The following is a 23,314-nucleotide window of genomic DNA, read 5'->3' on the forward strand; positions in this document are numbered from 1 at the left end:
CGATAAGAAGTCCTCCGGTTTCTGCTTGGCGACCTTCCATGTTTTCCGACCTTCTTCCGGCAGCCATTTCACCGCTCTCGGCGCTTGTGCTCATTCTTTCCAGCTTTGCGGCATCGGCACTGACTGCAGCCGTAGGACTTGGCGGCGGTGTAGCGCTGATTGCGGTGATGGCCAATCTTATGCCCCCGCTCGCACTCGTGCCCGTTCACGGCCTCGTCCAGCTCGGGTCGAACGGCGGCCGCGCGATTGTTCAGCGGCGCTATATTGATCCAGCCATCGCCGCCTGGTTTGCAGGTGGCGCCATCGTTGGAGCTGCCCTTGGCGGCTATCTCGCCGTCAGCATTCCCGCCGCCTGGCTTCGGATAGGGATTGCCGGTTTCGTGCTTTGGACCGTGTGGGGCCGGGTTCCAAAGCTTGGACATGCCCGCAAGCAAGCGATGGGAATTGCCGGTTTCATCGGCACCAGCCTATCGATGTTCTTTGGCGCAACCGGCCCCATTGGCGGCAGTGTTTTGTCCACTCTGGGTCTGACCCGGCATCAGTTCGTCGCCAATCAGGCTGTCACATCCCTGACGATGCATGTCTGCAAGGTTGCCGCCTTCGGCTTTCTCGGCTTTGCCTTTGGCCCGTGGATAGGCCTGATCGTGCTGATGATCACCAGCGGATTTCTTGGCACCCTTGCCGGCACCAGGATGCTCGGGCGCATGCAGGAAGAGACCTTCAGAAAGGGCTTCAAGCTGGTGATGACGCTGCTTGCGGCCAATCTGATCTGGCAAGCTTTGCCTGGCCTGTCCGGAAGCTAGAGGCGCTTCCACAGCCTGCAGCGCGGTCACCGTGAGCTTTGCTCTACGACGCTTGAACTCTTTGCAAGCCGTTGAACCTTGCCAGATCCCGGCCAAAGCGCTAACCCAACCCCATCAGTTTTTCTTTACAAGAACAGCAGGGCGGACACCCATGGCAACTCACAATCTCCTTCTTCTGCCGGGCGACGGCATCGGCCCGGAAATCATGGTTGAGGTGAAGAAGGTCATCTCCTGGTTCAACGCACAGGGCGGCGACACCTTCGAGACCGACGAAGGCCTCGTTGGCGGCAGCGCTTATGACGCGCATGGCCAGGCGATCTCCGAAGAAGACATGGCCAAGGCCATGGCAGCAGACGCCGTGATCTTCGGCGCGGTCGGCGGCCCGAAGTGGGACAGCGTTCCTTACGAGGTGCGTCCGGAAGCTGGTCTTCTGCGCCTGCGCAAGGACATGGAACTCTTCGCCAACCTGCGTCCGGCCATCTGCTATCCGGCTCTCGCCGATGCCTCCTCCCTGAAGAAGGAAGTCATCGAAGGCCTGGATATTCTGATCCTGCGCGAGCTGACCGGTGGCGTTTACTTCGGCGAGCCGAAGACCATCACCGACCTCCGCAACGGCCAGAAGCGCGCCATCGACACGCAGGTTTATGACACCTACGAAATCGAGCGCATTGCCAAGGCTGCCTTCGAATTTGCCCGCACCCGCAACGGCAAAGTGACGTCGATGGAAAAGCGCAACGTCATGAAGTCCGGCGTGCTGTGGAACGAAGTCGTCACCGCGACCCACAAGAATGGCTATGAAGACGTCAAGCTGGAGCACATGCTGGCCGATGCCGGTGGCATGCAGCTCGTGCGCTGGCCCAAGCAGTTCGACGTGATCGTCACCGACAACCTCTTCGGCGACATGCTCTCCGACGTTGCTGCCATGCTGACCGGCTCCCTCGGCATGCTGCCCTCCGCTTCACTCGGCGCTGCCGACCCGAAGACCGGCAAGCGCAAGGCCCTCTACGAGCCGGTGCATGGCTCCGCTCCGGACATCGCAGGCACAGGCGCTGCCAACCCGATCGCCATGATCGCGTCCTTCGCCATGGCCCTGCGCTATTCCTTCGAGAAGGTCGCGGAAGCCGACATGCTGGACAACGCCATCGCCAACGCCCTGGCCAAGGGCCTGCGCACCAAGGACATCGCATCCGAAGGCTCCAAGGTTGTTGGCACCTCTGAAATGGGTGACGCAATCATCGCCGAACTGGACGCCCTGAGCGCCTGATTGGCCCCTTTGAAAATCAGAACGGCCGCCACTGGGTCTTGCCCAATGGCGGCCGTTTTTCCTTTATAATGCCGCACACTTTCAAGCATCAAAGGCAGTACTCATGAGCGACAAACTCGGCCCGTTCCTCGGCACCTGGATCCTCGATGCGGATGAAAGCGAATTCGATCAGGGCGAGCCGCCGAAAAGCGCGACCCTTCGCATTGAAGACAATTTCGGCATGGCCCGCTTCATCATGAACAGCGTGTCTGCTGAAGGCGAAGTCACCAACGACAGTTTTGAGGCCCTGCCCGATGGGCCAGAGGTCAAGCTGGGCAAGAGCGGCCTGGTCGATGCCATGCGCCTGGTCTTTGATGGTGACCGGAACCTTGTGTCCGAGGCCCGCCGCGGTGGCCTGACCCTGATGAAGGCGGAACGCGAACTTTCCGAAGACGGCACCACCCTGACCGTGACCCAGACCGTTCACCTGCCGGATGTCGCCAGCTTCACCAACACCTCGGTCTACCGCCGCGCGCAATAAAACGCCCGGAAGACCGCTGTCTTCCGGGCGTTCGAGGTCGGTCTTGGGAGGACCGGATCAGTTCAGCTGGGAGGCGGCCCCGAGATCGAAGAACTCGGTTTCGCCCGGTGCGTCGTCCACGCCGTCATTGTCGGTCACCAGGAGCAGGCGGCCGTCGGCGGTCACGGTCAGGCCTTCCGGCTTGTCCAGCACCCAGCCCTTGGAAGCGGAGAGCGCCGGCAGAATGTCCAGAGCCTTACGCTTTTCAACGACCGGCAGGTCTGAGCCGTAAACCGCCGGAGTGATGCCCTTCAGGGAAATCCGGGTCACCTGCTTGATGGTTGCAAATTCACCGCCCTGATTGTCGCGTTCCAGAACAGCGAACTCTTCACCGCCCAGAGACACGATTTCAGACAGGCCAACCCAGCCGCCAGCCGCGCTTGCCGGCTTGTCGAGCGGATAATGGACAAAGCCCCAGGTCTTGGCAGCGGGGTCATAGACCGCCAGCTTGACCATGTTCTTCGGATCGTCCTTCCAGTTGCGCTGAACAGGCAGGATCACGAGGGTCTTGCCGTCCTTCTCGAACTCGGCAACGCCTTCAAAGGAGAAGCGCGTGGACTGGGCAACCAGCTCCGCCGGAAGCTCGATTTCCTGCTCAACCGTGCCATTTGCGGCTGCCTTGATCAGCAGGTGCTTCATGTCCTTGTCCGGATTGCCTTCACACGCCAGCCAGAAGCCGCCATCCTTGGAAACGGCAATGCCTTCCAGGTCGTACTTCGGCGTCTCGGCACCGTGCAGATTGACGTAGGACTTGATCTTCACCGGCATGGACGAAACGTCCAGGGTGTAGATACGGGCCTTGTCGTAGAAGCTGTCGGAGACCGCATAGACCTTGCTTGCGTCCTTAGGATCAGCTGCAAGCCCGGACAGGGCACCCCAGCCGATCGGAGCACCCGTTTCCGGATCAGCTTCGGAGACGACCATCGGATAGGAAGGCGCATCTGCGCCGAAACGGTAGACAGAGACCTGCGAGCGGAAACCATCTTCCGCATTGTCGGCTTCGTTGGCGACGACGAAGAGGCCACGCTGCGGCAAGGCGATGGAGCCTTCCGGAGCAATATGGGTGGGCAGGAACTGGACGAATTCCGGCTCGGCGCCCGTGTCCTTGTAAACAACGACGAAGTTGCCGCGCTCGGAGTTCACGAAGATGTACTTTTCGCCGTTGAACTCACCAACGGCGACGCCTTCCATCTCGGTGCCCTTCTTGGCAGCACGCTTGGCCGGATAGTGGCCATAAGACATGGCCATATGCTCGATCGTGTTGCCTGTGTCGAACAGAACCTCACCCTTGGTGTTCCAGATGGTGAAGCCGCGCGAGCCGCCTTCATAGTCGCCTTCGTTGGCGGTCACGAAGCGGCCGGCATCGAGCCATGCAACCGCGTCCGGCTCCCGCTTGACGTTTTCCAGGCTGCCGGATGCGTCGCTCATCCGCGCCTTGGCAACCGGAATATTTTCAAGATTGACGGTGCCTGCGGAGAAATTCGCGGTGATCTTGCCCGAGGCCAGATCAACCACCACAAGATGGTTGTTCTCCTGAAGCGTCATGACGACCTGATTATTCGCATTGATCGAAACGAATTCCGGCTCCGGGTCGTCACCACCGATTTCGGCAAGGCCAGTGACATCAACGATGCGGGCTGCATCGCAGTTGACCGGCTTGCCATCTTCACCCAGATCGAAAATCGCCAGGTGACCGGCAGGCATCTGCGGCAGCTTGCCGTCATTGAGCTCTTCGTCGCGCTCGTTCTCGACCGCAACAGCAACGAACTTGCCATCGGCAGACATGGCAACGCTGTCCGGCTGGCCTTTCACGTCACACTTGGCAACGGTCTCCAGGGAGCCCAGATCCACCACGGCCAGATGGCCCGACGGAGACACATAGCTTTCTGAGGTGTTCACGCCGGTATAGGCGAAAGACGCGCCGACGGTCACGGAGGTCGGTTCACCGCCAAGCGCGATGCGTGCCTTAGGGGCCAGGGCTTCCGGATTGGAAGCATCAACGAACACCAGGGATTCAGCCGGGCTGTCGGTGAAGACCAGCGTCATGCCGTCCTTGGTCGCGGAGATGATTTCAGCGGAGGTTTCGGTCTTGGGATCGGCGCCTTTCTCAAGGGTCTTATAAACCGGGAAAGTGCTGACCCGCTCAAAGAACGAACCGGCCTGAGCCGATGCGCCAAACCCAATAGAAACGCCCAGGCTGATGCCAGCCAGAAGAATATTACGCAATGTCATTGCAAACCCCCAATCACGGAATAATGCCGGTATTAAATTTGGCGGGACGCTAGGCAGGTCTGATGGAGGCAGGATGACGGTTTTGCGAAGCTTTCATGACGGAGACTGGCACCAATCGAAATTTCCCATCAAAACCAGCCGCGATTCCGCAAGATCTTATGTTGACATCCTGCCCATTCCGCGCAAAAACCACCCCGGTTTCGTGACAACCGGAGAGACGGAAATGGTTCGGCGCATCGCCGACATCGCGGGCATGATGATGACGGCGGCTAAAACCGGCGGCATGATTACGCGCGTCACCACGACCCCGGCCACTACCCTCAAAACCACGACCAAAACCACCGCTTGACGGTGCTGCTCGTCCCGCACTCCCCGGGGACGGGGAGCGCCAGAAAGCCGGCTCGCCCGCACCTTGGGCAAGGCCGGTGAAGCGGGGAGCCGGATGAGGAAAATTCAAGATGGGTTATAAGATCGCAATCGTGGGTGCCACGGGCAATGTGGGCCGGGAAATGCTCGACATTCTTGATGAGCGCGGGTTTCCGGCTGACGAAGTCGTCGCCCTTGCCTCCCGCCGGTCCCAGGGCACCGAAGTGTCCTTTGGCGACCGGACGCTGAAGGTTCAGGCGCTGGAAAACTACGACTTCTCCGACACCGACATCTGCCTGATGTCCGCCGGCGGCACCATTTCCAAGGAATGGTCTCCGAAGATCGGCGCCAAGGGCTGCGTTGTGATCGATAACTCCTCCGCATGGCGCTACGATGCGGACGTTCCGCTGATCGTTCCGGAAGTGAATGCCGACGCTGCTGCGGGCTTCACCAAGAAGAACATCATTGCCAACCCGAACTGCTCCACCGCGCAGCTCGTTGTCGCACTGAAGCCGCTCCACGAGGCAGCCGGCATCAAGCGCGTCGTCGTTTCCACCTACCAGTCGGTTTCCGGCGGCGGCAAGGAAGCGATGGAAGAGCTGTTCAACCAGACCCGCGCTGTCTTCGTGAACGACCCGATCGAACCGAAGAAGTTCACCAAGCGCATCGCCTTCAACGTCATCCCGCACATCGACGTGTTCATGGAAGACGGCTACACGAAGGAAGAGTGGAAGGTTCTGGCAGAAACCAAGAAGATGCTGGACCCGAAGATCAAGGTCACCTGCACCGCCGTGCGGGTGCCGGTCTTCATCGGTCACTCCGAGAGCGTCAACATCGAGTTCGAGCGCGAAATCACGGCCGACCAGGCCCGCGACATCCTGCGCGAAGCTCCGGGCTGCCTCGTCATCGACAAGCATGAAGACGGCGGCTACATCACCCCGTACGAAAGCGCCGGTGAAGACGCCACGTACATCTCCCGTATCCGTGAAGATGCGACCGTCGAAAACGGCCTGAACCTCTGGGTCGTGTCCGACAACCTGCGCAAGGGCGCTGCCCTGAACGCCGTGCAGATCGCCGAGGTTCTGGTGAACCGCGGCCTAATCAAGCCGAAGAAGCAGGCTGCCTGATTTGATCTTGCGGAGCGCGTGTCCCATGCGCTCCGCTTTTCTGCAGCTCCGTCTTTCCACCCCTCGAGCTTCGGCCGCCTGCGCCTGAGGCGGAGACACGGGAGCGGCCCGGCCAGATCCGGCACCCCATTACAAATCCGTAAGATTCTCTTTTTGCACCGCCGGTGAAAATTCGGGGGCGAAGAGTTTTGGAAGGATTCCCGCTCGATTTCTCAAGCGCTTGCAAGTTTTTGCATCTGCGAACGCCTCTTCCGCTCCGGTCGATACCCCCCTACTAAGGTGGCGCCTGCTCTCTCCCGGCACCGGTGCTACCGTTCCTCCGCATGTTGATCTGAGGAGGAATGAACATGAAGACCTGGAAAAAGCCTGCAATGACCGCCGTTGAAGCCGGTTTCGAAATTACCCGCTATATGCCGGCAGAAATCGGCACTTGCGGCCGTAAGAAGTAAGTCTCTCCCTTCCAAAAAGGGGGAAGACCCGGTGGATATCAGGATCCTGGGATCCGCGGCAGGCGGCGGCTTTCCGCAGTGGAATTGCAACGCGACCTACAGCCGGGCTGTGCGCACCGGTTCACCGGGCTTTTTAACCCGAACCCAGTCCAGCCTGGCGGCAAGCGCCAACGGCAAGGACTGGGTTCTCTTCAATGCCTCTCCCGATATCCGCGAGCAGATTGCCGCAACGCCAGAGCTGCAGCCGCGGCCAGATGGCCCCTTGAGAGATAGCCCGATCCGGGCCGTCGTTCTGACCAATGCGGATGTGGATCATATCGCCGGGCTTCTGTCCCTGCGCGAACGCCAGCGCTTCACCCTTTACGCCACAGCCCGCGTTCTGAAGACCCTGGCGGAGAACAGTATCTTTCAGGTCCTGAACCCGGAGCTGGTTCCAAGGCGCGAACTACCGCTTGGGGGCATAACCCATCTGGAGGGACCGGACGGTCCGCTCGGCCTCAGCATCGAAACCTTTGCTGTCCCCGGCAAGGTTGCGCTGTTTCTTGAAGATGCCAGCAAGGACGGTTTCGGCACCAGCGAGGGCGATACAGTCGGCCTCAGAATCACGCAGTCTGACGGCCAATCCGCAAATCTCTTCTATATTCCCGGCTGCGCCGCAATCGACGCGACTTTACGCGCAAGGCTGACAGCCAACGGTACGCTGCTCTTCGACGGCACGGTCTTCACAGACACGGAAATGCCGGACGCATGTGTGGGCGAAAAGACAGGTGCCCGCATGGGGCATCTTGCGATCAGTGGCGAGACGGGAACCCTGGCTCAACTGCAGGACCTCCCGCTGAAGCGCAAGATCTTCGTTCACATCAACAACACCAATCCCATTCTAGATCCGTCTTCTGCGGCATCAAAAGCAGTCCGGGACGCCGGATGGGAGGTCGGATACGATGGTATGGAGCTGACACTATGACCATGCATGCCACCTTGCCCCAAGCGCACGCCGGGACTGCCCCAATCGGCAGCGGCGTTGCTCCGACGCTCGCGGATGATATCCGGAAAGCCGGCCGCCTGCTGCCGCCAAAGGAGCTTGAGGATGCATTGCGGACCGCGGGTTTCGCGCGCTATCACATCCACCATCCCTTCCACAAGCTGATGAATGCGGGCGAGCTGACCAAGAACCAGATGCGGGCCTGGGCACTGAACCGCTATTGCTATCAGTCCGCTATCCCCAAGAAGGATGCCATCATCCTCTCCCGGTCGGAGGATCCCGAGTTCCGGCGGGAATGGCGCAAGCGGATCGCCGACCATGACGGAGAGGATGGTGCCCCGATCGATGGCGGGATCAAGCGCTGGCTGAAGCTGGCGGAAGGGCTGGATCTGGACCTTGAGATGGTCAAGTCGCGCCGCTACGCGCTGCCTGCCACACGCTATGCGGTCGGCGCCTATATCGATCTGGTCTCCTCCTCCTCGCTTCTCGTCGCGGTCGCCTCCTCCCTGACGGAGCTCTTTTCTCCCATCGCGATCGGGGAACGTGTCCCCGCCATGCTGGCGCGTTATGCCTATATCAACGAGGAAACGCTCTCCTATTTCACCCCGCGCCTGCATCAGGCCCCGCGCGACGCGGAGCACGCCCTTGCCCTGGTGACCCTCTGGGCGGACACACCGGACAAGCAGGCAGATGCGATCGAAGCCTTGCTGGCCAAATGCGACATTCTCTGGGCGATGCTGGATGCGCTTCATTCGGCGTACGTTACGCCGGGCAGGATCCCTCCTGGGGCTTTCGTCCCACCGGAGCAGGAGTGAACCATTGCTCTTGAAGGCCCCATTCCGGCCCCCGGCAAGACAAAAGCTGATCATCGGTCCGCACACGCGGCCGGTCCTGCCGAGACATGTGCGCCTGCAACAGGATGAAACGCGTGGCAAGTGGGTTGTCCTTGCGCCCGAAAAGGTCCTCTGGCCAGACGAGATCAGCGTCGGCATTCTCTCAAGGTGCAAGGGGAACCGGTCTGTCGCTGCGCTGTCTCAGGAATTGGCCGCGGCCTATGACGCTCCGATCGATCAGGTCGAAGCGGATGTCATCGAGTTTTTGCAGGAATGGGCGGACCGGCTGTTGATCCGGGAGGAAAGGGAACCGTCATGACCCGCATCGGCCCGCCTCTTGGCATTCTGGCTGAACTGACCCACCGGTGCCCGCTGCAGTGCGGCTATTGTTCAAATCCGCTGGAGCTCCTGAAAGCAAACCGGGAGCTGACCACTCAGGATTGGATCAGCACCTTCCAGCAAGCAGCGAACCTTGGCGTGTTGCAGGTTCATCTGTCCGGCGGTGAACCCACCCTGCGCAAGGATCTCGATCAGATCATCGCCTGTCTGGCCGGAAACGGGATTTATTCGAACCTGATTACCGCGGGAGTTTCCTTCTCCAGAGAAGATCTCGCCCGCTATCAGCAGGCCGGGCTGGACCACATCCAGATCAGCTTCCAGGGCGCGACCGCTGAAACGACGGAGCTTGTCGGCCATCTCAACGGCGCACATGAGAAAAAACGGAACGCTGCGGGCTGGGCCGTAGAGCTTGGCCTTCCCCTCACCATCAACGCTCCCATTCACAAGCTGAACATTCACGAAGTTCCGGACTTCGTTGCCCTTGCCCTGGAGCTGGGCGCGGAGCGGCTGGAGATCGCGAATGTCCAGTATTACGGCTGGGCGCATCTAAACCGTGCGGCGCTTCTGCCAAGCTATGACGCAGTCATGGCGCAGGTTGATTATGTCCATGACATCCGTGAGCGGCTGACAGGTATTCTCAACATCGACTTCGTCACACCGGATTATTACGCTGATTATCCCAAACCCTGCATGGGCGGCTGGGGGGCGGATGCCATGGCGATCACGCCGGATGGACAGGTTCTTCCCTGCCACGCAGCGCAGACCATCACGTCCTTGCAGTTCGAGCGGGTGACAGAAAAGAGCCTGTCAGACATCTGGCATCACTCGGACGCCTTCAACCGCTACCGCGGTGACAGCTGGATGCCGGAAACCTGCCGCAGCTGTGAGCGCAAGGATATCGATTTCGGCGGGTGCCGCTGCCAGGCTTTCGCGGTTACGGGCTCGGCAGCAGAAACGGATCCAGCCTGTGTCAAGTCTCCCTTCCATGCGGAGCTGCGCCGGTTGCCGGAGGAAAAGCCCATCCAGCGCAGAGTGATCGGCAAAAGCCCTCAGCCGGCATAAAGCAGCTCAATCCGGCGGCCGGCTTGCCGATCAAAGGGTCAGGCGCTCTGAACGTTGAGCGCCAGAGCGTCTTCGCTGACAGAGAAAACTTCCGTTTCCGGGTCCATCACGCGCAACTCGCCGGAGCCAATGTCGAACCAGGCGCCGTGCAGTTCAAGCTCGCCCGCAGACACCTGCTCAGCCACGAAGGGGAAAGTCACCAGGTTCTTGAGCGACTGGCGGACACCGGCATATTCCATTGCGAGCTGCGGATCATCGATCTTGTCGACAGGCATGCAAGCCAAGGAAATGGCAGCCGGCTCCAGAAGCTTGATCCATCGGCCAATGTAATCGCCCTTCAGCGCCGGCGCATTTGCGCTCTCGCGGAAGGCCAGAACCCCGCCACATTTCGCGTGGCCCATAACCACGATATGCTTCACTTTCAGTGCGCGCACGGCATATTCAATCGCCGCACTGGTGCCGTGAAGGCTGGTGTCATCTTCTGCTGGCGGCACCAAGTTCGCCACGTTGCGCATGACGAAAAGTTCGCCCGGTCCAGCGTGAAAAATACCTTCCGGAGTCACCCGGCTGTCGCAGCACGATATGACCATCACTTGCGGCTTCTGGCCATAGACGGCCAGGTGCTCGTGGGTTTCCTTGTGACGGACAAAACCCTTCTGCAAGTATTTGCCATATCCGCCCAGCAGCTCTTTAGGAAAACTCAAGTCCGGCCCCCAACTCATCCGTTACCAATCACGTCGGCGGTTATAGGGTATCGGTAGCCAACTGCCTAGCGGCACTCGTATCAGGCCTTTTTGGACGGACATATCTCCCGCACACGCCTTCCCAAGCAGCCGCGCCGGTCAGGTCGCCACATTGACTTCGTGATGCTCGATCTCACCGCCATGTTCCTCATAGGCGTGGCGCACCACCGACGGCGGCTGGACATCCCCGTGAGGCCCTGCCCGCTTCTGATCTGCGGGCTGAGGAACGGGATCCAGCACCTTATGTGCGGTCGCCCTATAGGCAGCGACACCATCAAGGCGATGATCCTCGAAGTGTTCGGTCTCCAGAACCACTGCGGGGTCTTCGTCCTGCGGGCCGGATGTCTCCTCGCGGGCTTCCCTGTCATGGCCTCCGGCATCCTCTGGCCGGGGGAAGGCATGCCTCTGCCGTTCCCGGTCAGGGGGATATTCTGTGGCATGCGGCACGACTTGCGCGCCCTGCGGACGATCTACGGACGTTGGCATGGCGGCCCTCCTGGCCCTTGAAGCTGCACCGCCCTTCTGGCGGTAGGGAATCGTCTCAATAAAGAGTTAACGATTCTTTACGCAAGGTAAACATCCGCAACCATAAGGAGGCCAGAATCGCAATTGCCCATGAAAAAGGCCTCCCGGATGCGCCGGAAGGCCTCGAAATACCGATAGAGACAGAGCCTAAGCGGTTGCAGGGTCCGAATAGGTTCCGATGAGCGCCATCACCATCCGGTAAGGCGCTAGAAGAACCATGGACACCAGGAGCTTGACCATAAAATCACCGAGAGCCCAGGAAATCCAGCGCGGCACATCCAGCGCAAAGGCACCGAAGAGCGGAGCAACTTCCGTGGCAAAATCGTCGTGATAGCCAAGAAGCCCGGAGAACACCGGCGCGAAGGCCAGCGAAAAGAACAACACGGTATCCAGGACCGAGCCGAGCAGCGACGAAATTACCGGCGCCTTCCACCAGCTGCGGCGGCGCAGGCGGTTGAAGACCGTAACATCGAGAAGCTGCGCCGATAGGAAAGCGGTTCCCGACGCAATTGCGATGCGCGGGGTAGCCAGCCAGACCGACAGGACAACGGCGAAGATGAAACCGGTATAGACCACCAGCCGGGCAGCAGACGCCCCGAACCTGCGATTGGTCAGGTCGGTCACCAGAAAGGCGGCCGGATAGGTGAAGGCACCCCAGGTTAAAAGGTCAGCAAGAACCACCGGCCCGAGCGTACCGCTCACCGGGAACTGCACCAGATAATTGGATGCCACAACGACAGACGCCATCGCGGTGGCCGCGATGGCGAACTGTGCCGCGGAGTAACTCCGGGTCTTCATATTTTTCAGTCCCTTGAAGGAGACTTAGGCAGCGGCGGCTTCAGCCTGCTGACGCTTGATGCTTGCCTTGATCTGCAGAGCCTTTTCAGAAAGACCAGCGTCAGAAGCCTTCATCAGGTATGCGTCCAGACCACCGCGGTGCTCAACAGAGCGCAGGGCATGGGCGCTGATGCGCAGCTTGAAGGTCTCACCCAGCGTGTCGCTGATCAGCGAAACGTTGCACAGGTTCGGCAGGAACCGGCGACGGGTCTTGTTGTTGGCGTGCGAAACGTTGTTACCGCTCATCACGTCTTTGCCGGACAGTTCGCAACGGCGTGCCATGATATCACCTTTTATCTTGTCGCAGGTTCGCGTTACTTCGAACCCGTCTGTTGCAACCGGAAGGGAGCGGACCCAAGGCCCCGCTACAGCATTTCCGGCGGTTTACGGAAAAAGTTGGCCTGCTATACTGGCAGCGGCGGCCATCGTCAAGGCTTCTCCGCATCTGAAGGCCGATTCCGTGTTTTTCGTCACCTGGCCCGCCTTTGTTAACGACTGAGTTACCATACCGGCCAACAATTGGCTCGATTTAACTCACAGGCGTCTCACTGATTTGCCCCTCCCCGGAGCAGGCATACCAGAGCGGGACTGTGCTGGAACCAGGTTTGCCGGTGCCGGATTTCCGAAACGGCGCGGAGGGTTTGATAGTGTCACGTTTGCAGTCATTCGGCCGTCTTCTGGCCTTGCCGTTGCTGGCAGGCGCTTTGCTCGTCTCGCCCGCAGAGGCAAAGAAGAGCAGCGTCGGCGGCCTTTATTCCATCAGCGTCGGCGGCTTCACCGTCGGGCGGGGCACACTCTCCCTTGTCCTCCAGGGCAATGCTTATTCGGCCAAGGTCGGCCTTGAGCCGGCTGGCATCGGCACGCTTTTCACGACCGGCAAAGGCGGCGCGGAGGCTTCGGGATGGCTGGTCGGCTCCAAGGTGGTGCCCTCGACCTATCTCATGACCTCCCGTGCGGCAGACCGTGATTTCTTTGTCTCGCTGAAACAGGGATCCGGCAACATCCGCTCCATGGAAGTCACCCCCCAGTTCAAGCCGAACCCCGAGCGGATCAAGGTTACAAGCCGCCATCAGAAAAACGCCATGGATCCCCTGAGCGCTGCGCTGATGCCGGTTGCCTCCGCCAAGGGCGACCTTGGCCCGGACGCCTGCAAGCGCAAACTTCCGGTGTTTGACGGCTGGACCCGGTTCGACATCAAGATGAACTACAAGGAGATCAAGCAGGTCTCCGGGCGCGGCTATGACGGCCCTGTCGTCGTCTGCACCGCAAAGTGGGTTCCGGTTGCCGGCCACCGCCCGTCCAAGAAGTCCGTCAAGCAGATGGAAAACGCCAACATGGAAGCATGGCTGGCTCCGATGGGACAGGATAACGTGCTGATTCCCTACCGGATTGCCATCGACACGGACACCGGCCAGCTGGTCGTTGAAGCCTCGAAACTCAACGTGGAAAGCGGCCAGCGGGACAGCGCCTCCCGTTAACCGCAAGGTCCTGGTGTCGCCCGGCACTCTTGCGCCGGTCCCCTTCTCTTGCTAGAGCCGACACACGGCAGGCTGGATGCCGCAAGATCTTGCCGTCCAGTCTCCTCCTGATGCGGGCCCGCGTTCCGGCGGGCCGGCGCTTTTAAGCGGCCTGGCCAGGTGTACGAGTACATGCACAGCTATTTGGAATTCGAAAAACCCGTTGCCGATATCGAAGGCAAGATCCAGGAACTGCGCGCCCTTGCAGCAGACGGAGAAGCCGTCAACATCGAGGACGAGATCGAACGTCTGAAGGCAAAGGCGTCCCAGACCCTCAAGGACCTCTATGCCAAGTTGACCCCGTGGCAGAAGACCCTGGTGGCCCGCCATCCGGACCGTCCCCACGCGCTCGACTATATCTCCGGCCTGATCGAGGATTTCACGCCTCTCGCCGGTGATCGCAATTTCGCTGAAGACAACGCCCTGATCGCAGGCCTCGGCCGGTTCCGTGGCCAGTCGGTTGCGATCCTTGCCCAGGAAAAGGGTGCGGACACCCAGTCCCGCCTGAAGCACAATTTCGGCATGGCCCGTCCGGAAGGCTACCGCAAGGCAGTCCGCATCATGGACATGGCAGAACGTTTCTCCATTCCGGTGATCTCCCTCGTCGACACCGCCGGCGCCTATCCGGGCCGCGGCGCGGAAGAGCGCGGCCAGGCGGAAGCCATCGCCCGCTCCACCGACAAGGGCCTCGGCCTTGGCACGCCGACCATTTCCGTCATCATCGGTGAAGGCGGCTCCGGCGGGGCAATCGCTGTCGCAACGGCCAACAAGGTCCTGATGCTCGAGCATGCGATCTACTCGGTGATCTCTCCGGAAGGCGCGGCCTCCATCCTGTGGCGCGACAGCACCAAGGCGCAGGACGCGGCGACCAACATGAAGATCACCGCACAGGATCTGCTGCAGCTCGGCGTGATCGACGGCATCATCAAGGAGCCGGTTGGCGGCGGTCACCGCGCCAAGGAAACCGTCATCAATGAAGCGGGTGGCGCCATCGAAGGCGCGCTTGCAGACATGGCAGGCATGTCTCCGCAGGACCTGCGCAAGGCCCGCCGCGAGAAGTTCCTTGCCATCGGCCGGACCCTCGGCTGAACCGTTTTGCGGTAAATCTCCCCCATGGGGACATTTCTTTGATAGGGGCGCCCGCAAGCGCCCCTTTTGCCGTGTTTCGGACAGATTTTCAGGGCATTGAGCGGTTTAAAAATGTGCGGCACTTGCCTTTACGGCAAGCTTTTGATGAATTTGAACGACCAGGTTAACAAGCCGTCAACCATAACGGCCTAGCCTCGACCCGCAGGCCCCCGGCCTGACGCCCATGCCGTTGGGCGGCCTTTCCGGGAACTGTCACCGAAGCCGGTTTATGCAAATGCCCGGCGCCAATGGATAGACGACATGGCAAACTGGCACAGACCGTCCGGGCGCGGAACCGCTGCCCACGGCAAGTTTCTGAAAGACTTCCGCCCGTCGCGCAGAATTCGCGGCGCGGCAGCAGCGATTCTGCTCGCCGCCGCGCTTGCCGGATGCCAGTCTGACGAATTCGTTGCCAGCGCCAACAAGGCCAAGGCCCCGGTTTCCGCGTCTATCAAGCGCAAGATGACCGAACTGGACATGCCTGCCCAGTCGCCGATCATGATCCGGATCTTCAAGGAAGATTCGACCCTTGAGGTCTGGAAGGAAAAGCGGAACGGCCGCTACGCCCTTCTGGATACGTTCGAGATCTGCAAATGGTCGGGAGACCTCGGTCCCAAGATCAAGGAAGGCGACCGGCAGGCTCCGGAAGGCTTCTATGAGATCACGCCGGGCCTGATGAACCCGAACTCGAACTACCATCTGGCCTTCAACATGGGCTTTCCGAACGCCTATGACCGCTCGCTCAACCGCACTGGCACGAACCTGATGGTTCATGGCGCCTGCTCTTCGCGCGGCTGCTACGCCATGACCGACAAGCAAGTGCAGGATATCTATGCCCTTGCCCGCGACAGCTTTGCCGGTGGCCAGCGCTCCTTCCAGGTTCAGGCCTTCCCGTTCCGCATGACGCCGGAAAACATGGCCAAGCACCACGACAGCGAGCACATGGACTTCTGGCGCATGCTGAAGACCGGTTATGACCATTTCGAAGTCACCCAGGTGCCGCCGAAGGTTTCGGTTTGCGAAAAGAAATATGTTTTCGACGCAACCACGCTTGTGGAAGGCGTACCCTTCCGCGCATCGGCCAAATGCCCGGACTATAAGGTTCCCGAGCCTCTGGAACGCCTCGTTGCCAAGAAACAGGCTGAAGACAACAAGGCCTTCGAGCAGCAAGTCGCCCGTTTGGAAGCCCGCAAGGAACGCGAACGCCGCTGGGCCGAAACCCAGTCAAAGATCGCCAGCGCGATCACCGGCGGCGGAGATCAACCTCAGCACGCCTCTCTGACCGCGCCCGTCGAAGCGCCGAAGACCGGGACAGCTACCGCAGCGGCCGCGCAAAGCAACGAAGCGGCAACCTCCACGCCGGTCGAAACCGCATTCGCAGCCGAACAGCCGGCCTCCTCCAGCTCGTCTCCCGGCAGCTTCCTGAAGCGCTGGCTGCCTTTTGGCGGTCCGGATGAGGACAACACACCGTCCCCCGAAGTGGGCCAGATCTCATCTGAAACGCCACCCGCCGCAAAGCCCCAGTAAGCTAGTAATGTGAGCTGGAAAGCCTTGGGTTTCTATCGTCGCTGACGGACCCTATCCGGTCTCAAGCCCAGATCGCCATCCTGAGCCCCTTGCCATCTCTCTGATAGTCCTTGGGAAACGGCTCGGCCTGTCCCTTTGAAAGGCGGAGGGCAATCAAGGCGTTGGCGGAAGCATCAATCAGGTCGTCCCGTCCGCAGCCCTTGGGCAGCGGCTGATCAAGAAAAGCAGCTGTGAAGCCATGGGACATCAGCAGATCCCTGCGCTGATCGAGGCCAGGTCCGCTGGCCCGGCTTTTGACTTTCTTCGGCAGGCTCATGGCCCGCCCGCCATTCAGGCGCCAGAAGGCAAGTTCTGAATGAACTTCATATATCTTGCTCTCCAGGCCAGGCATCATGAGAGCATCAATCTCCCGGACCTTGGGGAAAAGCATAAACCCTTGTTTGGAAACCTTTCTGGATGGGCGTGACGTTGCCTGCGCTATCCTGCAGGCTTCCCAATAGTCCTCAGCATAGACAGCAGCACGCGATGGCATAGAGAATACTGAGGATTGGCGGCCGGCAAGGAGAGGGCGGATAGCAGCTTCGCAAAGACGTCCCCCGGCCTCGATCTGCTCAGGCAGACCAATCGGCATGTCGACCGTCAGAACCGTGCTATCCTCAACAGCTTCAAGAAGTAATGAAAACGCGGAATAGTGCAGAAGCTCGGCTTCAAATTCCGCTTCCCCGCGCAGTCTAACCCCAATCCAACCGGATCTGCATCCATCGACCCCAACCACACTCATAACGAGACCCCCCCCAGATTAGCTCTTCTGAGTGGTAATCTCCATCACCCGGCGGCTGGAGACAAGGGCCATGGGGCGGCCAAGAGACATCTGCTCTTCGGCAAAGAGCAATTCGTCCGCTCCCTTCTTCACGCTGCGGGCAACCATTTCGAAAGTCGACCCGGCAGAGCGGACAAGCGCCTCCTCATCCGGCAGACCGTCCAGCAGACGGCTCAGGAACAGGGCGGACATCAGGTCGCCGGTTCCCTTGGGCGGGTTGGCAATCACAGCATGTTCCGCCGCCACCGCCCCGCGCCGCATGACCAGCAGGTTGGAGATGGCGTTCCGGCGCAAAGCCGGCGCGGAGGTAACCAGAACCCGTTCGACACCCAGAGACCGGGCAGCGGCAACCGCCTGCATCTCGCTGGTGATGTCCCGGTCCGTCATCCAGCCCAGCTCAAACGAATTGGGCGTCACGATATCCGCCAGCGGCACCAGTTTGTCCCGGATGGCCGCAGCCGTTGCCTTGGGCACATAAAGGCCGTTGCGGTCCGGGCTGAAATGATCACCCATCACCGGATCGCACAGGTAAACCGCATCCGGAGACGCTTGTTTCACCGCCTTGACCAGCCCGGCAATGGCCGGCGCCTGATCCGCATCCCCCAGATATCCTGAGATGATGCCGCCAATCTCGGAAAGCTTGCTCGAGGCTGCCAGATCTGCGGCAATCGCCGCAAAGTCCTGAACCGGAGGGGTGATGCGCGTGCCGGGCCCCTGCCCGGGATGCCAGGGCAGCAGGACGGTCGGCAGGAACCACACAGGATGGCCCAGACGCTCCAGCGTGAAGACCATACCCCGTCCGCTGATCCCGCCCCGGACAACCTGAGAGGTGATCACAAGAATGGTTTTCTTCGCCGGGCCGGGCACGGCGGGTGTCTGGTTCATGATGTCCTCTTTGCTCAGGACCTGCTGGCCTGAGAGGCCTTGCCGGGAGCGCCGAAACGCCGCTCGATATAGTCGAGGACCATTTGCTTGAACTCGTCGGCAATGCCTTCACCGCGCAAGGTGGTCACCTTCTCCCCGTCGATGAAGACCGGTGCAGACGGCGTTTCCCCGGTCCCTGGAAGCGAGATGCCGATATCCGCATGCTTGGATTCGCCGGGGCCATTCACAATGCAGCCCATCACGGCAACGTTCAGGCCTTCGACACCCGGATACTGCTCCCGCCAGATGGGCATGGAGACGCGGATATGATCCTGAATGTCCTGGGCCAGTTCCTGGAAGACGGTCGAGGTCGTGCGGCCACAGCCGGGGCAAGCTGCGACGACGGGCACAAAGGCCCGGAAGCCCATGACCTGCAGCAGCTCTTGCGCCACCTGCACCTCGCGGGTGCGGTCACCGCCAGGCTCCGGCGTCAGGGACACGCGGATCGTGTCACCAATGCCCTGCTGCAGCAGGATGCCCATGGAGGCCGCCGAAGACACAATGCCCTTGGTGCCCATGCCCGCTTCCGTCAGGCCCAGATGCAGCGCATAATCGCAGCGCTCAGCCAAGTCCGCATAGACCGCGATCAGGTCTTGAACCTGGCTGACCTTGGCCGACAGGATGATCTTGTCCCGGCCCATGCCGAGATTCTCGGCCCGCTGCGCGGACAGAAGACCCGACTGGATGATCGCTTCTCGCATCACCGCGGCTGCCGAGACCGGCGTTGCACTGACCGCGTTTTCATCCATCAATTTGGTCAGAAGCTCCTGATCCAGAGAGCCCCAGTTTACCCCGATCCGCACGGCCTTGCCGTGCTTCATGGCGATCTCGATGATCTGCGAGAACTGCGTGTCGCGCTTGGCCTTGAAGCCGACATTGCCCGGATTGATCCGGTATTTATCAAGCGCGGCAGCGCAGTCCGGATAATCGCTCAGCAGCTTGTGGCCAATGTAGTGGAAGTCCCCGACCAGCGGCACATTGATGCCGATCCGGTCCAGACGCTCGCGGATCCGTGGCACCTGGGCCGCGGCCTCCGGCCGGTCCACCGTAATGCGGACGAGTTCCGATCCGGCCCGGGCCAGCGCTGCCACCTGCGCAACGGTGGCATCCGCATCGGCGGTGTCCGTATTGGTCATGGACTGCACCACGACAGGAGCATCGCCCCCTACCGTCACGCTGCCAACCTTCACCGCAACCGAATGGCGCCGGGTCTTGGGTTTTGCAAAATTGTCGATCATAGGATCTGCCGTCTTGTTGCGTCCTTGGGTCAGGAACAGGAGATTTCTTCCGCCCCCGGACCTTACCGCCTGATTAGTGCCCCCGCGCCAAAAGGGCAATGGCGCAGGCTGTGGCCAGACATTTCATATGGACGCACAATCAGAGGATTGCCAGCAAGGATCTTTGATTTATACACCTAGAGAGACCTGATCACCGATCAGAGCACGTCATAGCTGCATTGGGCCACTTGGGCAGAACAGAAGGACTCCTCCTTGTTCAAACGCATTCTCCTTGACGCATTCCGTCTTGTCTTCTGCAATCTGAGCATTGTTTTCCGCATCTGCAGCACATGGCTCGTGGTGCTCCTGATTTGCCAGGTTGGCATCATTCAAATGACACCTTCACTTTCCGAATTCCACTTGGGAGGGCTGACCGGTCACTTCTACGCATTGCAGCTCCTCTATTTCACGAAACAGCTGCTCCCGGCGGTCATGCAGAGTGTCTACGAGTTTGCCGCATCCGCCTCCATTGCCGTGGCTTTCCACCGGTACGCATTGTTGGGAGAGAGACCCAACCGCCTGCATTTTAAGTTCCGCCGGAGAGAAATAAAGTTCACGGGAAAGCTGCTTGTGCTGAGCGCCATCCCCGCAGCCTTCATTGTCCTTCGTGTCATGGCGATCATGATGATGGAGGACATCGAACTTGTCTTTACCGTTGGAGATCCGCTCCGCCTGGCTGTGTCATTCCTGATAGCCCCTCTTCTTCTCCGGGCCGCTCTTGCTCTGCCGGCAAGCGCCATTGACCATCCAATCGGGTTCCGGGCTGCTTACAACTACGGCAAGGGCCTTGGCTTGCCGATGTTCGGCGCCACCCTTGTGTTGCTCATACCCGTCTTTCTTACCAATTACGCTCTTCCTCGGTCCGTTTCGTTGCTGGATCAGGGTTCAGCCACAGTCTTCCCGCAGATCAAAACCATGCTGCTTCCCCCAGTGCTCCTTGTCGTCAAATGCCTGGTCACCACCGCCGTCATTACCGCTGCGTACCGCATTGCCGCCGAGCGCCTCCGGCCAACCAATGTTTCCCTCTGAGGGGCAGCCTTGAGGAAAACAAGACTGCAAGACCAGCAAAAAATTTGTACTCACAGGAGCTGCAAGCCATAGTGGCAGCTCTGTTTTCTCGAACACTCTCAGGATCAACCGGTTGTTCAAACGCATTCTCTCCGACGCATTCCATCAGACGTTCAATAATCTAGATGTGGTCTTCAAGATGTGCGGCGCCTGGTTCGCTTTGCAGTTCACGCTTTCGGTGATTATCTTGGCGTTTCCTTCAAGCCCAGGAGAGACATCTGCACCCGCATTTTTTGCGTGGCTGGCGGCAATCATAACCATGGTGCTTTCTTGGTCTTCCATCGCAGTCGCCTGGCATCGTTTTGTTCTTACCGGGGAAAAGCCAAACACCATTCATCTGCGCTTCGGCAGCTTGGAGTTCTGGTTTCTGCTGCGAGCCCTGCTGATCGGACTGATCGGCTTGCTTATGTTCCTTCCAGTTGCGGCAATTGGCCTTACCCTTAGCACCGCCTCTTCAGGCATCCTGATGCCGCTTCTGGCCACAGGCATCGCCTACCTTTTCCTCAGCCAGTTCCTGATGCGTTTCAATCTGGCACTGCCTGCAACAGCTATAGATCAGCCCTTGGGAATCGGCGAAGCCTTCACGCTCGGCGAAGGCGTAGGCCTTCAGATGGTATTTGCAAGCATCGTGCTGATACTGCCATTTACTCTGGCGACGGAATTCATCGAGTATCTGCTCAATCTGGCCGCAGCAAGTCTGCCGCTCATTCTCATCCAGATCAAATTCGCGCTGTTAGAAATACTGCTTCAAATCATCGTCACCGTCTTGGGCATTGCCGTCATCACCGCGGGTTACCGCACCGCCATCGAGCGTGAGCAAGATTCGAACGCTTGAGGGATCAGGGTACCATTCCCCTTGATAAATCTCACGTAAGGGTCTCCCGAGCAGCAGGTATCAAAACAAGCCACTTCGAAGGCAAGTCACACCGAACAATCATTTGAGCAAAAGACTGCTCACTCAAAAAATTAGAGGAAGTTTCTCTTGTTCAAGCGCATTCTCTCCGACGCCTTTTCCCTTGTTTTCAGCAGTCTTGACGTGGTTTTCAGGGCTTGCGGCGCCTGGTTCCTGCTGCTTCTGGTATTTCAGATCTGCATCATGGTCTTCGTGCCGGAACTCACGAGTGCCGGGGCCTCCAGTACCAGCGGCCCCAGCACCTCCGCGCTCTTCATGACCCTTGTCAGCGGCATTTTCAGCCTGGTTTCTTCCGCCTCCATTGGCGTTGCCTGGCATCGCTATGGCCTGCTTGGCGAGGTCCCGGATCTGATCCATCTGAAGGTCGGCGGACTGGAACTGAGCTTTATCGGTAAATCCCTGCTGATCATGCTGGTCACCGTAGCGGTCTTCCTTCCGGTCGGTCTCGTCGCTTTCGGCCTTTCGGCTCTGATTGGGTCCGGCATCGTCGCAGTGATCATCTACGGGGCCGCCTTCATTTTCCTGGTTCCGCATTTGATGCGGCTGAATCTGATGCTGCCAGCAACTGCGGTCGAACGGCCGATCGGTCTGAAGGAAGCCCATGCCTTGGGTGTCGGGCTGGGCTGGCCGATGATTGGCGCTGGCATTGTCCTGTCCTTACCCTTCATCCTCGCCAGCGTTGGACTTCAGATGATCCTGACCTTCGTCGCGGCAGGCCTTCCCCTGGTGCTGATCCAGTTCAAATTCATGCTTCTGGGCCTGCTGATCCAGATCATCGTGACCGTGCTGGGCATTTCAGTCATCACCGCCGGATACCGGCTGGCGCTGGAGCGGCAAAATCAGGGCACGGCCTGACACTGCGTCGAACTGTCCGGCAGTATTCTCTGCCGGACTTAGTCCTTCGGGCTGGAAATTGCTGCTACGCACACCAAGTATCTCGTGGTCAGACAGCAAACGGGACCAGACCTGACCTCACGCTCCGGCGTGGATCAAACCGATCAATTTCCTGCATAATTTGCCAATCCTTCCAGGCCTTTTCCCGCCTGCTGCCTCCCGGTTAAAGATTTTGCACGACGACAAGCCCCGCCCTTCCAAAGGCAGCCTTCATTAAATATCCGCAAGGATACAAAAGTGATGTTGCAGTGCGGATAAACATCGGAAAAAGTCGTCCTGCCCATTGAAGAGGAGATTTTGGAAATGCTCTCGAAGAAAACTGCCGTTATCACGGGTTCGACTTCCGGGATCGGTCTTGCCTATGCCCGCGCTCTGGCGGAGCAAGGCGCAAACATCGTCATCAACGGGCTGGGCGACGCGGACGAGATCGAGAAAACCCGCGCCGCCATTGAAAGCGATTTCGGCGTCCGCTGCGCCTATTCCGCTGCCAACATGATGAAGCCGGAAGAAATCGCCACCATGATCGGCAATGCCGAGAACGAGTTCGGCTCCGTCGATGTTCTGGTCAACAATGCCGGCATTCAGCATGTCGCTCCCGTCGATGAATTTCCGGTCGAAAAATGGGACGCGATCATCGCCATCAACCTGTCCTCCGCGTTTCACACCATCCGCGCCGCTCTGCCGGGCATGAAGCAGCGGGGCTGGGGCCGGATCATCAACACCGCGTCGGCTCACGCCCTGGTCGCGTCGCCCTACAAGGCCGCATACGTCTCGGCCAAGCATGGCATCGCCGGCCTGACCAAGACCGTCGCACTGGAGGTCGCGGAAAAAGGCATCACCGTGAACGCCATCTGCCCGGGCTATGTCTGGACGCCGCTGGTCGAAAAGCAGATCCCGGACACAGCCAAGAGCCGGGGCATCTCCGAGGAAGAGGTCAAGCGTGACGTCATTCTGTCGGCACAGCCGACCAAGAAATTCGTGACGGTCGAGCAGGTTGCCGCTCTCGCGGTGTTCCTCTGCTCCGATGCAGCGGCCTCGATCACCGGCTCGCTGCAATCCATCGATGGCGGCTGGACGGCGCAATAACCCACGCCAAGGCCCATCCTTCATAGACATCCAGAAAGA

At 59.8% G+C, this 23,314-nt stretch carries 25 protein-coding genes; 17 read left to right on the top strand and 8 right to left on the bottom strand.

The annotated features are described in order from the left end of the window. Positions 1–38 precede the first annotated feature (38 nt). From IG616_RS10765 to IG616_RS10775, 3 genes are all read left to right on the top strand, one after another. Positions 39–803, top strand: coding sequence for a sulfite exporter TauE/SafE family protein (locus IG616_RS10765; RefSeq protein ID WP_192148164.1), 765 nt, complete (start codon positions 39–41; stop codon positions 801–803). 151 nt (positions 804–954) lie between these two features. Beyond that, entirely contained in the window at positions 955–2,067 is a 1,113-nt protein-coding gene (gene leuB / locus IG616_RS10770; RefSeq protein ID WP_192148165.1) for a 3-isopropylmalate dehydrogenase, read from the top strand. A gap of 103 nt (positions 2,068–2,170) precedes the next feature. Continuing rightward, positions 2,171–2,587, top strand: a complete 417-nt coding sequence (locus IG616_RS10775) for a hypothetical protein (RefSeq protein ID WP_192148166.1) — start codon at positions 2,171–2,173, stop codon at positions 2,585–2,587. A gap of 57 nt (positions 2,588–2,644) precedes the next feature. Here IG616_RS10775 and IG616_RS10780 read toward each other — a convergent pair whose 3' ends face one another. Then, a complete protein-coding gene (locus IG616_RS10780) occupies positions 2,645–4,858 on the bottom strand; it encodes an esterase-like activity of phytase family protein (RefSeq protein WP_192148167.1) in 2,214 nt (737 codons plus the stop codon). A 73-nt stretch (positions 4,859–4,931) separates the two neighbouring features. Between IG616_RS10780 and IG616_RS10785 the strand changes: the two genes are divergently transcribed. The 7 genes from IG616_RS10785 (at position 4,932) to pqqE (ending at position 10,016) form a co-directional block, all read left to right on the top strand. Continuing rightward, positions 4,932–5,207: a hypothetical protein gene (locus tag IG616_RS10785; protein ID WP_192148168.1), complete on the top strand. Its 276-nt coding sequence runs from the start codon at positions 4,932–4,934 to the stop codon at positions 5,205–5,207. 109 nt (positions 5,208–5,316) lie between these two features. Then, positions 5,317–6,351: an aspartate-semialdehyde dehydrogenase gene (locus tag IG616_RS10790; protein ID WP_192148169.1), complete on the top strand. Its 1,035-nt coding sequence runs from the start codon at positions 5,317–5,319 to the stop codon at positions 6,349–6,351. 347 nt (positions 6,352–6,698) lie between these two features. Continuing rightward, on the top strand, positions 6,699–6,800 hold the full coding sequence (gene pqqA, locus IG616_RS23060) for a pyrroloquinoline quinone precursor peptide PqqA (protein ID WP_139251197.1): 102 nt from the start codon (positions 6,699–6,701) through the stop codon (positions 6,798–6,800). A 31-nt stretch (positions 6,801–6,831) separates the two neighbouring features. Next, positions 6,832–7,764, top strand: a complete 933-nt coding sequence (pqqB, locus tag IG616_RS10800) for a pyrroloquinoline quinone biosynthesis protein PqqB (protein WP_192148170.1) — start codon at positions 6,832–6,834, stop codon at positions 7,762–7,764. Then, complete coding sequence (pqqC, locus tag IG616_RS10805; RefSeq protein WP_246476197.1) at positions 7,761–8,597, top strand: pyrroloquinoline-quinone synthase PqqC; 837 nt, start codon at positions 7,761–7,763, stop codon at positions 8,595–8,597. Before pqqB ends, pqqC begins: the two co-directional genes overlap by 4 nt. A gap of 4 nt (positions 8,598–8,601) precedes the next feature. Continuing rightward, complete coding sequence (gene pqqD / locus IG616_RS10810) at positions 8,602–8,934, top strand: pyrroloquinoline quinone biosynthesis peptide chaperone PqqD (protein ID WP_246476198.1); 333 nt, start codon at positions 8,602–8,604, stop codon at positions 8,932–8,934. Then, entirely contained in the window at positions 8,931–10,016 is a 1,086-nt protein-coding gene (pqqE, locus tag IG616_RS10815; RefSeq protein ID WP_192148172.1) for a pyrroloquinoline quinone biosynthesis protein PqqE, read from the top strand. Before pqqD ends, pqqE begins: the two co-directional genes overlap by 4 nt. A gap of 38 nt (positions 10,017–10,054) precedes the next feature. Here pqqE and IG616_RS10820 read toward each other — a convergent pair whose 3' ends face one another. The 4 genes from IG616_RS10820 to rpmB all read right to left on the bottom strand — a co-directional run bounded on the left by IG616_RS10820 (position 10,055) and on the right by rpmB (position 12,403). Next, a complete protein-coding gene (locus IG616_RS10820) occupies positions 10,055–10,720 on the bottom strand; it encodes a carbonic anhydrase (RefSeq protein WP_246476199.1) in 666 nt (221 codons plus the stop codon). Positions 10,721–10,858: 138 nt separating this feature from the next. Next, positions 10,859–11,245: a hypothetical protein gene (locus IG616_RS10825; RefSeq protein ID WP_192148174.1), complete on the bottom strand. Its 387-nt coding sequence runs from the start codon at positions 11,243–11,245 to the stop codon at positions 10,859–10,861. A gap of 186 nt (positions 11,246–11,431) precedes the next feature. Continuing rightward, on the bottom strand, positions 11,432–12,082 hold the full coding sequence (locus IG616_RS10830; protein WP_192148175.1) for a queuosine precursor transporter: 651 nt from the start codon (positions 12,080–12,082) through the stop codon (positions 11,432–11,434). Positions 12,083–12,106: 24 nt separating this feature from the next. Then, positions 12,107–12,403: a 50S ribosomal protein L28 gene (gene rpmB, locus IG616_RS10835; protein WP_192148176.1), complete on the bottom strand. Its 297-nt coding sequence runs from the start codon at positions 12,401–12,403 to the stop codon at positions 12,107–12,109. Positions 12,404–12,768: 365 nt separating this feature from the next. Between rpmB and IG616_RS10840 the strand changes: the two genes are divergently transcribed. The 3 genes from IG616_RS10840 to IG616_RS10850 all read left to right on the top strand — a co-directional run bounded on the left by IG616_RS10840 (position 12,769) and on the right by IG616_RS10850 (position 16,293). Then, positions 12,769–13,599 carry a DUF3108 domain-containing protein gene (locus tag IG616_RS10840; protein WP_192148177.1) on the top strand — a complete coding sequence of 277 codons (831 nt, stop codon included), beginning with the start codon at positions 12,769–12,771 and terminating at the stop codon, positions 13,597–13,599. 171 nt (positions 13,600–13,770) lie between these two features. Then, positions 13,771–14,727 (top strand): acetyl-CoA carboxylase carboxyltransferase subunit alpha, encoded by a 957-nt coding sequence (locus IG616_RS10845; protein ID WP_192148178.1) that lies wholly within the window; start codon positions 13,771–13,773, stop codon positions 14,725–14,727. 300 nt (positions 14,728–15,027) lie between these two features. Next, the gene (locus IG616_RS10850) at positions 15,028–16,293 is read left to right on the top strand and encodes a L,D-transpeptidase family protein (RefSeq protein ID WP_209007445.1); all 1,266 of its coding nucleotides are present in this window, start codon (positions 15,028–15,030) and stop codon (positions 16,291–16,293) included. Between the two features lie 61 nt (positions 16,294–16,354). Here IG616_RS10850 and IG616_RS10855 read toward each other — a convergent pair whose 3' ends face one another. From IG616_RS10855 to ispG, 3 genes are read right to left on the bottom strand one after another with little or no spacing between them, the layout of a single operon-like run. Further along, positions 16,355–17,074: a DUF429 domain-containing protein gene (locus tag IG616_RS10855; protein ID WP_192148179.1), complete on the bottom strand. Its 720-nt coding sequence runs from the start codon at positions 17,072–17,074 to the stop codon at positions 16,355–16,357. 18 nt (positions 17,075–17,092) lie between these two features. Next, positions 17,093–17,998 carry a pyridoxal kinase gene (gene pdxY / locus IG616_RS10860; RefSeq protein WP_192148180.1) on the bottom strand — a complete coding sequence of 302 codons (906 nt, stop codon included), beginning with the start codon at positions 17,996–17,998 and terminating at the stop codon, positions 17,093–17,095. A 14-nt stretch (positions 17,999–18,012) separates the two neighbouring features. Next, positions 18,013–19,275 (bottom strand): flavodoxin-dependent (E)-4-hydroxy-3-methylbut-2-enyl-diphosphate synthase, encoded by a 1,263-nt coding sequence (ispG, locus tag IG616_RS10865; RefSeq protein WP_192148181.1) that lies wholly within the window; start codon positions 19,273–19,275, stop codon positions 18,013–18,015. A 372-nt stretch (positions 19,276–19,647) separates the two neighbouring features. Between ispG and IG616_RS10870 the strand changes: the two genes are divergently transcribed. The 4 genes from IG616_RS10870 to IG616_RS10885 all read left to right on the top strand — a co-directional run bounded on the left by IG616_RS10870 (position 19,648) and on the right by IG616_RS10885 (position 23,275). After that, positions 19,648–20,343, top strand: a complete 696-nt coding sequence (locus IG616_RS10870; RefSeq protein WP_192148182.1) for a hypothetical protein — start codon at positions 19,648–19,650, stop codon at positions 20,341–20,343. 112 nt (positions 20,344–20,455) lie between these two features. Then, entirely contained in the window at positions 20,456–21,217 is a 762-nt protein-coding gene (locus IG616_RS10875; RefSeq protein ID WP_192148183.1) for a hypothetical protein, read from the top strand. 147 nt (positions 21,218–21,364) lie between these two features. Then, entirely contained in the window at positions 21,365–22,150 is a 786-nt protein-coding gene (locus IG616_RS10880; protein ID WP_192148184.1) for a hypothetical protein, read from the top strand. A gap of 342 nt (positions 22,151–22,492) precedes the next feature. Then, complete coding sequence (locus tag IG616_RS10885; protein ID WP_192148185.1) at positions 22,493–23,275, top strand: 3-hydroxybutyrate dehydrogenase; 783 nt, start codon at positions 22,493–22,495, stop codon at positions 23,273–23,275. Positions 23,276–23,314: the final 39 nt, after the last annotated feature.

The sequence above is a fragment of the Roseibium litorale genome (assembly GCF_014842915.1).
Taxonomy (GTDB): domain Bacteria; phylum Pseudomonadota; class Alphaproteobacteria; order Rhizobiales; family Stappiaceae; genus Roseibium; species Roseibium litorale.

Bases quoted from the DNA above. Each gene is read 5' to 3' on its own strand.
- IG616_RS10765 (WP_192148164.1), top strand. From the start codon at position 39: ATGTTTTCCGACCTTCTTCCGGCAGCCATTTCACCGCTCTCGGCGCTT.
- leuB (WP_192148165.1), top strand. From the start codon at position 955: ATGGCAACTCACAATCTCCTTCTTCTGCCGGGCGACGGCATCGGCCCG.
- IG616_RS10775 (WP_192148166.1), top strand. From the start codon at position 2,171: ATGAGCGACAAACTCGGCCCGTTCCTCGGCACCTGGATCCTCGATGCG.
- IG616_RS10780 (WP_192148167.1), bottom strand. From the start codon at position 4,858: ATGACATTGCGTAATATTCTTCTGGCTGGCATCAGCCTGGGCGTTTCT.
- IG616_RS10785 (WP_192148168.1), top strand. From the start codon at position 4,932: ATGACGGTTTTGCGAAGCTTTCATGACGGAGACTGGCACCAATCGAAA.
- IG616_RS10790 (WP_192148169.1), top strand. From the start codon at position 5,317: ATGGGTTATAAGATCGCAATCGTGGGTGCCACGGGCAATGTGGGCCGG.
- pqqA (WP_139251197.1), top strand. From the start codon at position 6,699: ATGAAGACCTGGAAAAAGCCTGCAATGACCGCCGTTGAAGCCGGTTTC.
- pqqC (WP_246476197.1), top strand. From the start codon at position 7,761: ATGACCATGCATGCCACCTTGCCCCAAGCGCACGCCGGGACTGCCCCA.
- pqqE (WP_192148172.1), top strand. From the start codon at position 8,931: ATGACCCGCATCGGCCCGCCTCTTGGCATTCTGGCTGAACTGACCCAC.
- IG616_RS10825 (WP_192148174.1), bottom strand. From the start codon at position 11,245: ATGCCAACGTCCGTAGATCGTCCGCAGGGCGCGCAAGTCGTGCCGCAT.
- IG616_RS10830 (WP_192148175.1), bottom strand. From the start codon at position 12,082: ATGAAGACCCGGAGTTACTCCGCGGCACAGTTCGCCATCGCGGCCACC.
- rpmB (WP_192148176.1), bottom strand. From the start codon at position 12,403: ATGGCACGCCGTTGCGAACTGTCCGGCAAAGACGTGATGAGCGGTAAC.
- IG616_RS10845 (WP_192148178.1), top strand. From the start codon at position 13,771: ATGCACAGCTATTTGGAATTCGAAAAACCCGTTGCCGATATCGAAGGC.
- IG616_RS10850 (WP_209007445.1), top strand. From the start codon at position 15,028: ATGGCAAACTGGCACAGACCGTCCGGGCGCGGAACCGCTGCCCACGGC.
- IG616_RS10855 (WP_192148179.1), bottom strand. From the start codon at position 17,074: ATGAGTGTGGTTGGGGTCGATGGATGCAGATCCGGTTGGATTGGGGTT.
- pdxY (WP_192148180.1), bottom strand. From the start codon at position 17,998: ATGAACCAGACACCCGCCGTGCCCGGCCCGGCGAAGAAAACCATTCTT.
- ispG (WP_192148181.1), bottom strand. From the start codon at position 19,275: ATGATCGACAATTTTGCAAAACCCAAGACCCGGCGCCATTCGGTTGCG.
- IG616_RS10870 (WP_192148182.1), top strand. From the start codon at position 19,648: ATGACACCTTCACTTTCCGAATTCCACTTGGGAGGGCTGACCGGTCAC.
- IG616_RS10885 (WP_192148185.1), top strand. From the start codon at position 22,493: ATGCTCTCGAAGAAAACTGCCGTTATCACGGGTTCGACTTCCGGGATC.